Source organism: Rhodanobacter sp. MP1X3, assembly GCF_014207165.1.
Classification (GTDB): domain Bacteria; phylum Pseudomonadota; class Gammaproteobacteria; order Xanthomonadales; family Rhodanobacteraceae; genus Rhodanobacter.
In genome coordinates this window covers 264,694-279,929 of sequence record NZ_JACHCO010000003.1, presented here as the reverse complement: position 1 = coordinate 279,929, position 15,236 = coordinate 264,694, and the positions used below count along the sequence as shown (strand labels likewise).

Sequence of the window (15,236 nt, the reverse complement as noted above, 5' to 3'; positions counted from 1 at the left end):
GCGATACCTTTATGTGGTGCCAGTTGCCGAACGAGTGCCTGCGGCGCCGTATGTATCGGAAGGCGGCGACAACGCCTCCAGTCGATGAATGATCCGCTCTGCCGCAGTATGTGGCGAAAGCTTGTCGCGAATGTCAAACGCTGCCTGAGCACCGATACTTGCTGCGAACTCGCGGTCATCCGCCAGCCGCCGCATGTATGTCGCCGCATGGTCTATGTCCGGCTCGGCCCAACGCTGACCGACGTGATGGAGATAATCACCTTCGCCCACCGGCACCAATCGATAATCGACCAGACAACTGTTTTCAGGTGTCATGAATTCCATGTTGCCAGACCACGCTGTGGCAATCACCGGCTTGCCTAGCCGCATACACTCGGCAAGCCCGAGCCCGAACCCCTCGGCACGATGCAGCGAGACGTACGCATCTGCGCACCGCTGGAGCGCCTGCACGTCACTGCGATCAATCACCTCGTCGCGGACTAGAATGCGCTGATCGCCCACTATCGCGTTCAACAGCTCGCGCAACTTGTCGGGATGACGATGACCGTTGCTGGACTTGATCAGCAGTCGCACATCCGTTCGACCAACAGCGAAAGCACGGTGAAACGCTTCGATGACGGCGAATGGATTCTTCCGGGTCAGGAAGGAGTTGAAATCGAAACTGTTGAGGAAGATGAAGACATCCTCTTCCAAACCAAAGTCCGCCCGAGTCAAACCGCTGTCATCAATTTCATCGACAGGCAGCGGCACGTGCAATATAGGCTTGTCCGTAACTGGCCTGATCACTTCCCCGATAAAACTTGACGAGACCATGATCTCGTCGACTACCTGCAGTGCAGGAAGCCATTCTTCTGGAAACTTCTCCAGCTCCCAGAACCAGCATGCCATCGTGTAGCGACCGGCGAGACGCTCGCGCCCGATGTTGGCAATGGCATCGTCGAGATAGTCCGGATTGACGAAAACCAGATTGATGCCGTGCGGCGTATCCGTACCGATATGCTCGTCCAGGCTGGTGTCGTCCATGCCATGGGGTATATCGATATCTATGTTGTGCACAGCCACGGGATAGCCCTCGGCCAGCAAGGCACGCACATACAGACGCGCACTCTCACCGAGTCCGGACTGTCCACGCGCATAGGCAAACACGTTCACGCCGGCCGCTGCGCCGAACTTGCGGTTAGCCATCTCCACACTCGGAGAGATGGCTAACCGTGCGCGATGCTCCCAGTTCGATGTCCGCTGAAATCTGATCTGTGTACTGGCACGCGAAGCGAGCGTTTCGGACACCTTGTTGCGCAGCGGCTGCGGGAAATGGCGATAGACTTCCTTCAACCAAGGCTGTCGGCGAATCCACGCCGACAGGTTGAGCAACATGAGCCCCACGCTTCTCCGTGGCTTACCGGCGCCACTCACCGCAGACCTCTGATCGATATACCAGCGTTCGTATACATGCACGCCATGGCTCAGTTGCCCAAAGCGTACGTCAGCTCCGCACGAAGATCGGCAAGATCCTCCACACCCACCGACAATCGGATCAAGCCATCGCTGATGCCCAAGCGCTTGCGGATGGCGACCGGGACCGAAGCATGAGTCATGATCGCCGGGTGTTCGATCAGGCTTTCGACGCCACCCAGCGACTCGGCCAGTGCGAACAATTCGCAACGCTCAAGCATCCGCTTGGCTTTTTTCAGGCCACCCTTCACTTCGATCGTGATAATGCCGCCGAAACCATTCATCTGGCGCTTCGCAAGGGCATGCTGCGGATGGCTCTTGAGGCCCGGGTAGATCACCCGTTCGACCGCTGGGTGCTTCTCCAGCCACTTCGCCAGTTCCAGCGCACTCTCGCAATGCGCCTTCATGCGCAGATGCAGAGTCTTCAAGCCACGCATGGCGAGGAACGCATCGAACGGGCCAGCCACGGCGCCGACCGAGTTCTGCAGAAAACCCATCTGCTCGGCCAGTTCCTTGCTACCGGCAACCACGATGCCGCCGACCATGTCGGAATGGCCGTTGAGGTACTTGGTTGCCGAATGCAGCACAAGATCCGCGCCATATTCAAGTGGGCGCTGGATCATCGGCGAGCAAAAGGTGTTGTCCACCACCAGGATCAGGCCATGCTTCTTCGCGAACGCAGCGACCTTGGCCAAGTCGACCAGCTTGAGCATCGGATTGGTCGGCGTTTCAGCCCAGATCATCCGCGTATTGGGCTTGAGAGCCGCCTTCATCGCAGCGCTGTCGTTCAGATCGAGAAAGCTGAAGTCCAGCCCGGCCGAGCGCCGCCGCACCTTCTCAAACAAACGGTAAGTACCGCCATAGAGATCGTCCATCGCGATCACGTGACTACCCGAATCGAGCAGATCCAGTATCGTCGCCGCGGCGGCCAGACCGGAGGCAAACGCGAAGCCGGCCATGCCGCCCTCCAGATCCGCAACGCAACGCTCGTAAGCCATCCGGGTGGGGTTCTGCGTGCGCGAGTACTCGTAACCCTTGTGCTTGCCTGGACTCTCCTGCACATAGGTCGAGGTGGCGTAGATCGGCGTCATGATCGCGCCAGTGCTGGGGTCGGGGTGCTGACCGGCGTGGATGGCACGGGTGCCCAGACCAAGTGCCTCAGGTTTGCTGCGGTTTTTCATGGCGGTCATGGCATCCGGAAGAAATCGGCACGGGGCAAAACGTCTATCTTAGCTCGCCATGCCATCACTGGCTGAACGGCTGTCGTGAAATCTGTTCATGTATATGGCCGCCGTCTTGAGGGCGGGTATCAGGCACATTTGGCATGACCCAGTCGTACCCGTGATCTATTGCACATCGCGCCTGGAAACGCGATCTTTAGCCCCGCCGTGCGCGCGACACGCCCACGGCGGCATCCAGTCAGCCGGCTGTTGACCCAGCGAGAAATCATTACATGATCAACACCCCCAGCGATTCTATGCCTCTCGACGTACTTGAGGGTGTGGTGGATGGATTGACCGGCAACGTACTCAGAGGATGGGCATGCAGCTACGATACAGCGCCATCGCAACTGCATGTGGAAGTACGAGCCGACGGGATCCTGCTGGGCAGCGGTGCCGCCACGATGTTCCGGGCCGACCTGGCCAATGCCGGCAAAGGCGATGGGCATTGCGCCTTTGCCGTCACGCTCGGTCCGATCCCGGAAGCTGGAACCGTGCTCACGGTCATCGCCGTGGGAGCCAACGGTACTCAGCCACTGGTCGGCAGCCCGTTCACCATGCCCGATCATGATCCGGCAAGCTCCAGCACACACCACGCCGACATCCTGCCACTACCGATAGGCCTCGCACGCCTGCAGGGCTCGCTGGATCAATGTGGGCCGGATCGACTGCACGGGTGGGCGCGCTGGTTGGATGGGACAAATGTCTCGCCGGTCCTTTCGCTACATGAAGGCGATCACGAGTGGTTGCGCTTCGACGCCAATCAATGGCGCCCCGACATTTCCGAAATACATCAGGGTGACGGGTGCTGCGGCTTCGACGTTCGGTTGCCTGAAGGGCTTCGTGATGATCGCCTGCACGTGCTGGAACTGCGCATAACGGAAGCTGATGCGATTCTGCTCAGGACGCCGTTCCACGCGCGCATACCCTCTGCAACGACAAATCGCACGCCGGGTACATCGACGTCGCCCGCACCACTTGTGCGCGATGCATCCAGTGACAAAATCACGCTGTCAGTGATCGTCAATTTCTACAATATGCGACGCGAGGCGGCACGCACGCTGGCATCGCTCAGCAGCGACTACCAAACCGGCAGTGACGCTCTCGATTACGAGGTTCTATGCGTCGACAATGGCTCCGATCCGCCGCTGGAAGCGGAGTGGGTCGCCAGCTTCGGTCCGCAGTTCCGGCTGATCCGCCCCAGCTGCCAGCTTTCCTCGCCATGCGCCGCGCTCAACGAAGCGGCGCTGATGGCCCGTGGCAAGTATCTGGCGATACTCATCGATGGAGCGCATGTAGTCACTCCCGGCGTTTTTCGGGAAGCGCTGCAGGCCTGGCGGGAGCATCCCGACGCCGTTGTCGCGCTGCGCCAGTGGTTTATCGGTGGCGATCAACGCTGGCTGACCCTGGTCGGATACACCCGTGAACAGGAGGACCAGCTATTTGAGCGTATCCGCTGGCCGCTCAACGGCTACGATCTGTTCCGGATCGGCTCGCCCATGAGCGACAACCCCGAGCACTGGTTCGACGGCATCACCGAAACCAATTGTCTGCTGCTGCCCACGGCACTTTACGATCGTATTGGCGGTTTCGACGAGGGATTCGATCAGGCCGGTGGTGGGTTTGCCAATCTCGATCTCTGGCGCCGGGCCAGTACGTCGGCCGCGGCTCCACTGGTGGCGCTGATCGGCGAGGCCAGCTTTCACCAGTTCCACGGGGGTACCACGACCAACGTCGACGACCTCGAGAAAGACCTGCGCGTGCGCTCATACGCGAACGCTTACCGCAGTCTGCGCGGCGGAGATTTCGTCAGGGTGGAGCGCGGTAGTCTGACGTTCCGTGGCCACATGTCTTCGGAATTCGCCACCGGCGTGCGCCAGCGCACGCTGATGCCGATGCATCTTGGCGTGACCGAGCAGATCAGACCCGGCAGGCTGTCTGCGCAATTCGATGATGGCGCACAGTCGCACCTGATGGCGGTCTACGCCGAGTGCGACTTGAAGCGCGACGTACGCTGGCTGGGTCTGCCGACAGGAGTAGCGCCGGCAGACCTGATCAGCATCCAGGAAATCATCCACCAAATTCGTCCCGACGCGGTTATCGCCGTGGGAGCCGAGGCCGGGCTGGTCGGCTTCATCGACAATACGCTGCAAGCCGTGGACATCGTCGGCGCACGGATCCTGCATGTGACGAACTCAGCCACAGCGACGATGCGCTCGTCACGAATGACTTCCTTGCACGTGCTGCCGGACGATCCCGCCACTGCTGTGTACGCGCGTGACTGGGCCGGTGGTGCTGAAACGGTTTTGGTGCTTTTCGCAGTCGACAGTACGGATAATTTCTCGGCGGCCACGCTGAAGACCTGGGGCGGCCTTGTCTCCCATCGCTCCTTCCTGATCTGCCTGGGTACTGTATTTGGGCAGCCCTGGCTGGGTTATTCGAGCCGTCAGCATTTCAGAACCATTCGCGAGTTCGCCACGGGCAATTCGCCTTTCGTCATCGATCGCAGCTGGACCCGTCAATTGGTCAGCACCTGCCCCTACGGCTATCTGCGCAAGGTCGGAGGAAACATCACGGCAGCCCAGTGCGATGTCGCGCTCGACGACATCGCACCGGATCAGCAAGCACTTCTGGAGAATCCGCAATGAACCGCTTCTGGCCCCGTTACATTCGTCCCCTGTTCGAAACCGTGCAACCGAAAAAGATCATGGAAATTGGCGCCGAATTCGGCTGGAATACGCGCCTCATCCTGAGTTACTGCCGCGCCCATGGCGCCCACGCCGACATCATCGATCCGGCTCCGCTGCCCAGTCTGCTCGAGGAACTGGCGCAGTTTGGCCCGGCTGAATATCGCTTCCTTGCGCTGAAGAGCCTGGCGGCGATCCCACAGCTGGAGGCGCCCGACATCGCACTGATTGATGGTGATCACAATTGGGCCACTGTCTTTCGCGAGCTCAACCTGCTGCAGGCCCGCGCGGAGCAGACCGGCCGCGCACCACCAATTGTGCTCTCGCACGATGCAGCATGGCCCTACGCCCGACGCGACATGTACTACAGCCCGGACGATCTGGATGGCTGGCAACGGCATCCTTACAGCTACAAGGGGATGGTGCCGAACCAGTCCGAGCTGGACGAGCGCGGTGTGAACGGCTGGCTGGCCAACGCGACGCACGAAGGCGGCCCGCGCAACGGCGTGCTGACTGCCATCGAAGACTACATCGCCAGCGCCGGCATCGAATTCACCTTCCGCAAGCTTCCCTTCTTCAACGGGCTGAGCATTCTGGTGCCCGCAGCACGGATGACACCCGCCCTGCAGACGCTGATCGACAGCTTCTTCAGCGCCGAGAGCATGCTCGCTGCCTGCGAGTCGCTGGAGGCCGACGGCATGCAGCTTCGCGCCATGCTCAGCCAGACCGAAACCTGCCTGGGTCGACGTACCGAAGCATTGCAGCGCGCGCGCGCGATCATCGAGGCACAGCGCCGGCAGATCGCGGAACTTGAACGCGGGATCGCTGCGGAACATGGAACACAGGACGCCGCCTAGAGCTTCAGCGGCACCTGTCCGGCCGGGTAAGCTGATGGCGCGAAGAACCACGATTCGATTGCGTAACGGTCTTTCGCTATCGCCGCAGGGACACCGGTGCGGTGAAGGAAGAAATGGTCGAACAACAGGGCATCGCCCGGTGCGAAGACTGGGCTGGTGGTCGCCATCCCAGCCGCCGCTTCGGTGACCATGCCAGGCCCCACCGACCAGTCGAAGTAAGCGCCATGGCTGCCGGTGGGCAACACCCGTGACAAGCGTCGCGGCAGAAACTCGAGTCCCGACGCATCCTCTCCACAATGAGAGAGCCCAAGCCATACATTCACGCTGCGGATGTCGGCTCCCATGAAGGCCCCATCCTGATGCCAGTCGGCGTGACGAATCGACCCCGGCACGCAGCGCAGGGTCGACTTGCCGACCGACAGCATCGGCTGCTCGCCAAAATAGTCTGCAATCATGTCCGTGATCCCGCTGGATCCGAACAGCTCGGTCAACTCATAAAGCATGCGTGGCGAATCGGCCAGCCAGACGCCACCGGCCCCCTCCTCGATCCAGGGCCGCGCCTGCGCCAGCTCGCAGCCCTCCTGCAGCGGCAAGCGCGCATACCATGAGTTGTCGAATGCCCCCTCGCCGCGCGCATGCCACGCCGCGCAAGCGTCGAGGGCCTGCCTCACACCATCGGCCAGCTGCAACGCGATATCTGCCGACAACAGCCCGCGCACCAGCAGCGCCCCATGATGACGGATGCCAGCAGCCAGCGTATTGGCATCGAGCTTGCTGGCCGGTATTTCCGGCACACCAACCACATCGCCAAACGGGTCAGGCGGAGCAGTCAACCACGGATCAGCAATCGCCGAACAGGGCGGCTGGGCCAGATAGGCCTGATACCGGCACAGTGCCAGCAGTAGCTCAATACCCTCATCTGGCTGTTGGCGCCGACAGGTTGTCAGCCATTCGATCGCATCGTCGTAGCGATGCTGCTGCATCAACTCCCGAGCGCGAACCAAGCTCTCGTCCGACAGTTCATTGCACGCCATCATGCCCTTCCATCTGATGCGCTTCAGGTGTCGCGTTGCTTGACTGATCCAGGCGCTGCTCATCGCACAGCGTGTCGACGATCGCCTGCCCACGCTGCAGGAAATCATCGTGTTCCGCCTTCATGACAGCCATTGCGGGCTCATTCAACACATGCCGGAAGAACAATGACATCACGTGACTCACCCCGTCTTCCAAGATCGAACGACGATCGTCAGCAAGGTATTCACGACCGGCAGCGTTGACGATCTCATAGGCCGGAAAATAATAGACATCCGGCAGACGGCTCACCTGTTCGGCCGCTACCCGCAGTACCGCCTTGGAATAGGTGGACGCCAGCAACACATGCTGCTTTGCCGCCGTCGCAGCCAAGGATACCGGTGAGACCGTAAGAATCACTTTCATGCGTGGATTGGCCTCACGAATCTCCTCGATGAAGGCGCGCAGATCGGCAACCACTTCATCCACCGTGAAATTGAACAGGATATGCCGATCAGCGTCGAAACTACCTGCCGCCACGCCCGGGCATAGCGGATAGACGGCACCATCCTCGCGCGAACCCCAGCACTCGGTGAGACCCAACGTGAAAACAAATACATCCATCTCGCTGAAGGCCCGACGCACCGCGGCGAAATGCTGGTGGCGGTCCTCGTGGTACTCGCGCATGGAGCTGAAACCACCCGGCTGGATGGTCGGTCGAAAAGGATCGAACCAACAACCCTCATCGCCCTCCCAGAGGTCGTCCCTGGGAACGAATGCGCCCGACGCGCGTCGCCATAGCTGCAACAACTGGCGCGACGTGTAGATATTGCCGTAGCGCGCGGAGTAAACCCCATAGCCGAAGGCTTCGGCCAGAGCGGGGGACAGCAGTGGATGTGCCGGCTCGGTTTCGTAACACGCAAGCCCGTGTTCACGCAGATGGCGCGCCACGTGCTGGGCAAAGCAGCTTCCGGCAGTCACTACCCGCATATGTGGTTCGATCAGGAACGGCGGCGTCAGGACGGGGTCGATGTCCGCGCTGGCACGACCGGCCATGGCACGGCTCCAGCGTTGCCGATCGTCAATGTCCAGGTAGGGATGGGTCATACCAGACGCCTCATCTGCTCCAGCACCAGCTCACCGTAAGCCACATTCGCATGGGCGCCATCACCATAATACGGCTCACGCATGAAGCCGCTTTCATCGATGGTTTCGGGTGGACACGGTACAAACAATACCCCGGCCTCACTGCACCATTCGCCAATTATCTGCGAATGCAGACGCCAAAGCTTGTAGCGGAAAGCTGCTGGCGAAATTTCGTGGCACATGCCCGGATACATTCCCCATGGCATATCCGCGTGCATGCGGCCGGCATCGGCGTACGGCGGCGGCGATTCGATATGGCACATTTGTCCCGCACAAAGCCGATGAACCTGCGACATCAGGGCCAGGTACTCCACCGTCAGGGATTCAAGCACGCGCCGGACCGCCAGCGCTGGCAAGACCTCGGCAGCAGGATCCAATGGCAGCAAAGGCTCCGCCGGCAGCACGAAGTCAAAACGACGTGGATGCACCAGCATGCCAAGCACACCATGCGCCGCACCGCCGACCATCGAAAACACCGGGCCAGGATGCTCCCGCAACTGCTGCTCGACCTGCAACGACAGGCGCGGCACACCGTTCTCCAACGCGATGGCGCCAGGCATTTCCCAGAAATTGAGGGCCTTAAATGGAATGCCTAAAGCCGCAGCGGCCTGCGCTACGCTGACAACATGGCTATGACCAATACACAATATCGGCTGCTGCATATCCATAAGCGCATGCGGCAACGTGGACATCATGCGATTGAGACCTTGGTCCGGGGCGCCGCATCGAAGCTTGCAGCCTCGATAGCTTCGGGCTCGATCGACAACGGTTGCCATTCGCGCGGAGGAAAGGCCAGCGTGAAAGGCTCCCCTGAAAGCGTGAGATTCGGGTTATAGATCGGATCGTGATCCAACTGGATACCCCAGCGGATCTTCATGAACTCCATCTCGTGCATGAAGCGCGCGCGCTTCTCCGCCGTATCCTCATGTCCGCGCGAAGCGGATTCATGATGGTAAAGCTCGGCAAACGGTGTCCATATATTGGTATAGCCGAGGTGTCGCAGGCGTAGGCAGAAATCGATGTCGTTAAAGGCAATCTGCAAGGCGGTATCCAGACCACCCACCTCAAGGTAAACCTCCCGTCGCACCATCAGGCAAGCCGCCGTGACCGCGCTCATACCCTGTGCCAGCTTTGCACGCGCCATCTGGCCTGGAAAGCCTCGTGGCATGCCGCTGTAAAGATGCGCCGCCACGCCATGCACACCAGTCACCACACCCGCATGCTGGATGGTGTCGTTGGGGTAATACAGCATTGCCCCCACGGCACCCACGTGCGGCCGCATCGCATGGCTCGCCAGTTCTTCCAGCCAATCCGGGGTAATGACCTCGGCGTCATTGTTGAGCAGACAAATCAGCTCACCTCGACAATCAACCACTGCATCATTGTTGATGCTTGAATAGTTGAAAGGCTGATCGTGCTTCCTCACCCGTACCTTTGGGTGATCATCGAAACTGGAGAAGTAGACAAGCGACTCCGGCTCGACGGACTGGTTGTCCACGATGAGGATCTCGTAGTGCGGATAGGTTGTCCGCTCCAGGATCGACTCCACGCAACGGCGCAACAGATCTAGTCGATCTCTGGTGGGTACGATGATGCTGATGAGCGGCCGCGGTTCGGGCAACAGATAACGAACCCGGAATGCCCCCAGCATGCCGTCAATCTCCAGCACTTCCGCCGCCACACCGGTCCGTTCGAAATGTCCACGCAGCGCGCGACGGCCAGCTTCGTGGGCATAGCTTTTCTCGCCCACGCCCTGCGCGGTCGACCCGGCAATCGCACGCCAGTGATAGAGGACTACGGGTACATGGCCAATCTGCTCCGATGTCAGCCGTTCGCTGCAGCGCAATACCAAGTCCCAGTCCTGACTACCTTCCAGCCCTTCCCGGAAGCCGCCCACCGCATTCAACAGCGCCCGCGAATAGACACCCAGATGGCTGACGCAGTTCTGTCCATGCAACAGGTCCGGGTTCCAGTTGGGCTTGAAGTAAGGATCGTAGCGCTGACCATCGGCATCGATCTTGTCCTCGTCCGTGTAAACGAACTGCCATTGTGGATGGCGCCCCCATGCCTCGACGATCGAGGCCAGCGCAGCCGGATGCAATTCGTCATCGTGATCGAGCAAAGCGACACAATCGCCGCGCGCCATGGCCAGCGCGCTGTTCGATGCCGCCGAGATATGACCATTGCTTTCACGCCAGATGATACGGATGCGTGGATCGCGCTTCGCATAGGCTTCCAGCACTTCACGCACCTGCGGCTCAGTGGAAGCATCGTCGGACACGCACAATTCCCAGTGCGGATAAGACTGCGCCAACACACTGTCAAGGCAACGCCGCAACCATATCTCCGGCGTATTGAAAGTGGGCAATAAAATCGAGACCAGTCGTACTGGAAGCGTCCGAGTCGACACGACAGACTGGTCGTACAGCTTCAGCCAGCGTTTGTAAGTTGGTGCCTTGAAGTTGCCATATGCCATGTAACGTTCATGCAGCCACGTCGCAAAGGCGTGCCGGCCGCCGGCCCCCCGGAGCTTCCGCCAAGCATCCAGCATCAACCCGCGAATACCGGGGCCACGCACATTCCGATCCGTTGCCACCGCATGGAGCATGCGCCAGGCCGCACCGACACGACTTAGTCGACGAAACCTGAGGTCTCGCACATGGAACTTGCACGGAACACTTGCCGGATCGAAGCGCAACCGCTGGACATCGAATGGAAGCAGCACAACGCCGACATGGCGTCTGGCAGTGTTCCGAACGAAACCCAAGTACAGGGACCAGGTCTCGTGCATGCCGTAGCCATAATCGAAATACAGCATCGGCTCCAACCGGTCGCCCTCCATGTCTTCCAGCTCAATCGAGAGACGATACCAGCCGGCCTTCAGCGGGAAGCCTGCGGCCACGCACGCAAATTTCGGATCGTTGCCGTTGGCCTGCCATACCCGTGCCTGGCCTGTCACCGGCTCCAGCTGTTCGAGCGGTTGCAGCGACATGTCATACGGTCGTCCATTAAGACGCCGCACGATGCCACGCAGGCAGCGCCACACTAGTCGATGCACTGACGGCATGCTTCGGTGCCCCTGCTCAATGGCCACGTTTGATAAGCCTCCTGAGCCATGACCAGAAACCACGCCTTGCCAGCAGGTCGATACTTTGCTGAAGCTGCTGCAGGGTCGCCAGCGCTTCTATCCGTTGCTGCGAAAACTCCTGGGCCAAATCCTGGATGTTCCCTCGTTGCTGCGAAAACTCCTGAGCCAAACCCTGCATGCTCCCTCGTTGCTGCGAAAACTCCTGAGCCAAACCCTGCATGCTCCCTCGTTGCTGCGAAAACTCCTGGGCCAAATCCTGCATGCTCCCCTGCTGCTGCGAAAGCGTGCGGGCCAGGTTCTGCACGTCCACTCGTGCGCGTGAGAGGTGACGCATGCTGACAATTGCCTGCTGCTCCAACAGGCGATGCAACACGGGATTGGAAACCACTACCTCGTAGTCGACCCTGATGGTCACCTGCAGCCCTTCATTGCTGGCCGCTTCCGCGAGCGCACTCCCGACCTCGAATTCGACGCTGGGATCGTCATCGAAACTGACGAGGCGCAAGGACTGTATGCCGGCAGCCTCCACCCATTCCCCATTGACGTGACCCAAGCGACCCGGCAACTGGGGCAATTCTTTCCCTTGCGAGTCGCTGCTCTCCTGCAACATGACTCGCCTCAACCCGTAGATGCCGGGGAAATCAGCCGGATCAAGCCGCAGATAATCTGGACGAACGCCCGCCGGCAAACGGAATTGCAGATCCACCACACCGTCTTCCCCGTCGACCGGCTGAGAAATCATGCGACTTTCATCGTAAGCCTCGTCATGACGCCGATAGAAGAGATGGCTGACCACCGGTTGCGGTTCGATCACGGCCGACGTCAGCGGCCGATTATTCGCATCCACAAGAGTCCCTGCCAGCGCCTCGAAAAAGCCGCGTATCGACTCAGGCGAAGCCGCGGCCTCACGCATGAAGGCGACGAATGCCGCAGGCAGCTGTGAACCCACGGCCACCACGCCAAGACCGTGGCTGTGCCTGAAGTCAAAACATGCATGGCGATTCGAAAGCTCTTCAAAGAATTTCCCGACGCCGAAGCCGCGTTCGCGAACATCCGTATCATGCAAAAGCACCACTGCGCGATCGCTGAGCTTTGGCAGCCAGCTTTCAAAGTCGTGACGCACCGCCTCGTATGTATGCAGGCCGTCGATATGCAGCAGGTCGATACTGCCATCTTCGAACTGGGACACCGCATCATCGAAGCTTGCACGCAACAGCCGTGAAAAATCCCCATATAGCGGGTCATGCCGGGAGCGAAGCGATTGATAGACCTGCTCTCCGTAATGCAGAGCGTGCGCATCACCTTGCCACGCATCCACGGCCATACACCGGCAGTGCAACTCCAGCGCGCGCACCGCCTGGCAGAATGCCAGATAGGAGTTGCCCGAATGAGTGCCCAACTCCACCAGGCAGCGCGGCCGCAGAAGATCGACAACAAGGTAAGCAAACGGGATATGGCCAACCCAGCCGTAAGGCGGCACGATCCGTGGCCGCATCAATACCAGCGGGTGGCCTTGAAGCTGGAAATCACCGTTCATTCTGTACCCGCTCCAACCGAACATCCAGCATCGGTATGCCGATCAGGCCCGCGACCATGGAGCCTCCCGTAGCAGTGAAGTGCAACGCCTCATGCAGCCAGTGCTGAACCACATGTTGCTCCTGAGTACCTTCGGCGACACCCGCGGCAATGAAGTATTCGCCGGAAAGCAGGCGAGGCATGACGAAGCAGAAACTGGCATGAAAATGCTGCCCCGCGGTTACCGGAAAGTCATCCTCGTAACTCAGACCGGTGTTATCACCAAACAGCAACTGACCAAGACGATCCTTCACGTAGAAGCCGGCAATCACGTTGTCGGCGCTTGCTTCGGCAAAAAGCTCGATGCGCAGCGTGACGTATTCGCCAGCTACCACGGCTGCCACGCCCTGCCCATCCTCGTTAAAAAAGGAGACATGAACAATCCGCACCTTGAACTCGCCAAATCCTTCGGCATCGGGCCGAAACGGAAGAATACGCAGATCATTGCGCAGGGTGGAGCGATCGATGAGCTCCTGCCGCTGATCCAGCTGATGCTCCCGCGAAACCCTGAGCTGGCTTGCCGGCTGTTGGTGTCCGCGCGCCTGAAACCCACCCTGCTGCTCAGCCAGCGAAGCTTCCATGTAGGCCTCCATCACGTTGCGGGCCTCGCCGACGCGCTGCACGCGACCGTGTTCAAGCCAGATCGCACGATCACACAAACTGGTCACCGCGCTGCCGTCATGGCTGACAAACAGCATGGTGCCGCGCTTGCGGAATTCCCGCAGGTAGCGCATGCATTTCTGCATGAAAAACGCATCTCCGACGGCCAGTGCCTCGTCGATGATCAGGATATCGGCATCGACATGGACCACCACGGCGAACGCCAACCGCATGACCATGCCCGTCGAATAATTGCGCACTGGCTGATCGACAAATTCGCCAATATCTGCATACGCCAGAATATCGTCGATGCGCGCATCCACCTGGCTGCGGCTCAGTCCAAGAATCGACGCATTCAGATACACGTTCTGACGGCCGGTGAACTCCGGATTAAAGCCACTGCCCAATTCCAGTAAGGCCGCCACACGACCGTGGATGCCGGCACTCCCTTCGCTGGGTTTGAGCGTGCCAGCGATCAATTGCAGCAAGGTCGATTTGCCGGCACCATTGCGACCGACGATACCCAAGGTTTCACCACGCCGCACTTCAAAATTGATATCACGCAGTGCCCAGAATTCCCGGTAAAAACGCTGTCGCCCACCGATCAGACTCTGCAACATGCGGTGCACCGGCTTGTCGTAGAGTTGGTAGCACTTCCCCAGCGCATGCACCTCGATCACCACCTCGGCGACCGATGCCGGTGGTGCCACGATCGCTTCAGAGGACATCGGCAAATCCATCCCGCGTGCGCTGGAACCAGAAATACCCGAACAGCAGCACGGCCACCGATGCCAGTGTGTAGATCCCCAATGCATGCCAATCCGGTGACTGTCCAAACAGCACCAGCTGACGCGTCTGTTCGATCATCAAGGTCAACGGATTGAGCGCAATCCAGTCGCGATATGGCTCATGCAGGTTTGACGCCGGGTAGAACACCGGACTCAGGAACATAAGCATCGACGAAATCACGCCCGCAAGCTGCGTTAGGTCGCGGATAAACACGCCCAACGACGCCATCAGCCAGCTCACCCCGCACAGCAGCAGCACGTAAGGCGCGTATAGCAGCGGCAGATACAGCACTGTCGGGTGCAGCGTGTGCCGTGAGATCAACACGAAAATCAGCAATACCAGCAAGCTTAGTAATGCATTGAACAGGGTCGAAGCCACCATGACGCAAGGCAGGATGGCCAGTGGAAACACCACTCGCTTCACCAGATTGCTCTGCGAGACGATGACACTTGGCGCGCGCATGATGCATTCGGCCAGCAGCGAATGGACGATCATCCCGCAGAAGATCATCAGCGAGAAATCAGCACCCGACTCCATGTTCGGCCAGCGCATACCTAGAAATACCCTGAACGCGAGCGTATAGACAGCCAGCATCAACAGCGGATTTAAAAACGACCACAATAGTCCGAAGAAGGATCCGCTGTAACGCCCTGCCACATCGCGCTTGGCGAGCTCCCAGAATACATTCCGCCTTATCCAGATACGCCTCGACAGCGACATTCTTGCTGTTTCCATTCTTAACTGGGTTACCGTTTCCATTCTTAACTGGCACCTCACCCCAAAACTGTATGACGCTGAAGCGTCGCGACCA

At 59.6% G+C, this 15,236-nt stretch carries 11 protein-coding genes; 2 read left to right on the top strand and 9 right to left on the bottom strand.

The annotated features are described in order from the left end of the window. Window positions 1–9 precede the first annotated feature (9 nt). Entirely contained in the window at window positions 10–1,374 is a 1,365-nt protein-coding gene (locus HDE79_RS10415; protein ID WP_184602115.1) for a glycosyltransferase family 4 protein, read from the bottom strand. Window positions 1,375–1,463: 89 nt separating this feature from the next. Next, complete coding sequence (locus HDE79_RS10410) at window positions 1,464–2,633, bottom strand: PLP-dependent aspartate aminotransferase family protein (protein WP_184601900.1); 1,170 nt, start codon at window positions 2,631–2,633, stop codon at window positions 1,464–1,466. Between the two features lie 272 nt (window positions 2,634–2,905). Here HDE79_RS10410 and HDE79_RS10405 point away from each other — a divergent pair, with 272 nt between their 5' ends. Continuing rightward, window positions 2,906–5,320, top strand: coding sequence for a CmcI family methyltransferase (locus tag HDE79_RS10405; RefSeq protein ID WP_184601899.1), 2,415 nt, complete (start codon window positions 2,906–2,908; stop codon window positions 5,318–5,320). After that, a complete protein-coding gene (locus HDE79_RS10400; RefSeq protein WP_184601898.1) occupies window positions 5,317–6,216 on the top strand; it encodes a class I SAM-dependent methyltransferase in 900 nt (299 codons plus the stop codon). Before HDE79_RS10405 ends, HDE79_RS10400 begins: the two co-directional genes overlap by 4 nt. Here HDE79_RS10400 and HDE79_RS10395 read toward each other — a convergent pair. The 7 genes from HDE79_RS10395 to HDE79_RS10365 form a co-directional block, all read right to left on the bottom strand. After that, the gene (locus HDE79_RS10395; protein WP_184601897.1) at window positions 6,213–7,250 is read right to left on the bottom strand and encodes a hypothetical protein; all 1,038 of its coding nucleotides are present in this window, start codon (window positions 7,248–7,250) and stop codon (window positions 6,213–6,215) included. The two genes, HDE79_RS10400 and HDE79_RS10395, sit on opposite strands and share 4 nt — an antisense overlap. Continuing rightward, complete coding sequence (locus HDE79_RS10390) at window positions 7,237–8,334, bottom strand: GSCFA domain-containing protein (protein WP_184601896.1); 1,098 nt, start codon at window positions 8,332–8,334, stop codon at window positions 7,237–7,239. Before HDE79_RS10390 ends, HDE79_RS10395 begins: the two co-directional genes overlap by 14 nt. Further along, window positions 8,331–9,068 carry a hypothetical protein gene (locus HDE79_RS10385; protein ID WP_184601895.1) on the bottom strand — a complete coding sequence of 246 codons (738 nt, stop codon included), beginning with the start codon at window positions 9,066–9,068 and terminating at the stop codon, window positions 8,331–8,333. Before HDE79_RS10385 ends, HDE79_RS10390 begins: the two co-directional genes overlap by 4 nt. Next, window positions 9,065–11,365, bottom strand: coding sequence for a glycosyltransferase family 2 protein (locus HDE79_RS10380; protein ID WP_184601894.1), 2,301 nt, complete (start codon window positions 11,363–11,365; stop codon window positions 9,065–9,067). The genes HDE79_RS10385 and HDE79_RS10380 overlap by 4 nt, the downstream gene beginning before the upstream one ends. 91 nt (window positions 11,366–11,456) lie before the next feature. Beyond that, the gene (locus HDE79_RS10375) at window positions 11,457–12,998 is read right to left on the bottom strand and encodes a class I SAM-dependent methyltransferase (protein ID WP_221440117.1); all 1,542 of its coding nucleotides are present in this window, start codon (window positions 12,996–12,998) and stop codon (window positions 11,457–11,459) included. Next, complete coding sequence (locus HDE79_RS10370; RefSeq protein WP_255488368.1) at window positions 12,988–14,364, bottom strand: ABC transporter ATP-binding protein; 1,377 nt, start codon at window positions 14,362–14,364, stop codon at window positions 12,988–12,990. Before HDE79_RS10370 ends, HDE79_RS10375 begins: the two co-directional genes overlap by 11 nt. Then, on the bottom strand, window positions 14,354–15,145 hold the full coding sequence (locus tag HDE79_RS10365) for an ABC transporter permease (RefSeq protein ID WP_255488367.1): 792 nt from the start codon (window positions 15,143–15,145) through the stop codon (window positions 14,354–14,356). Before HDE79_RS10365 ends, HDE79_RS10370 begins: the two co-directional genes overlap by 11 nt. Between the last annotated feature and the right edge of the window lie 91 nt (window positions 15,146–15,236).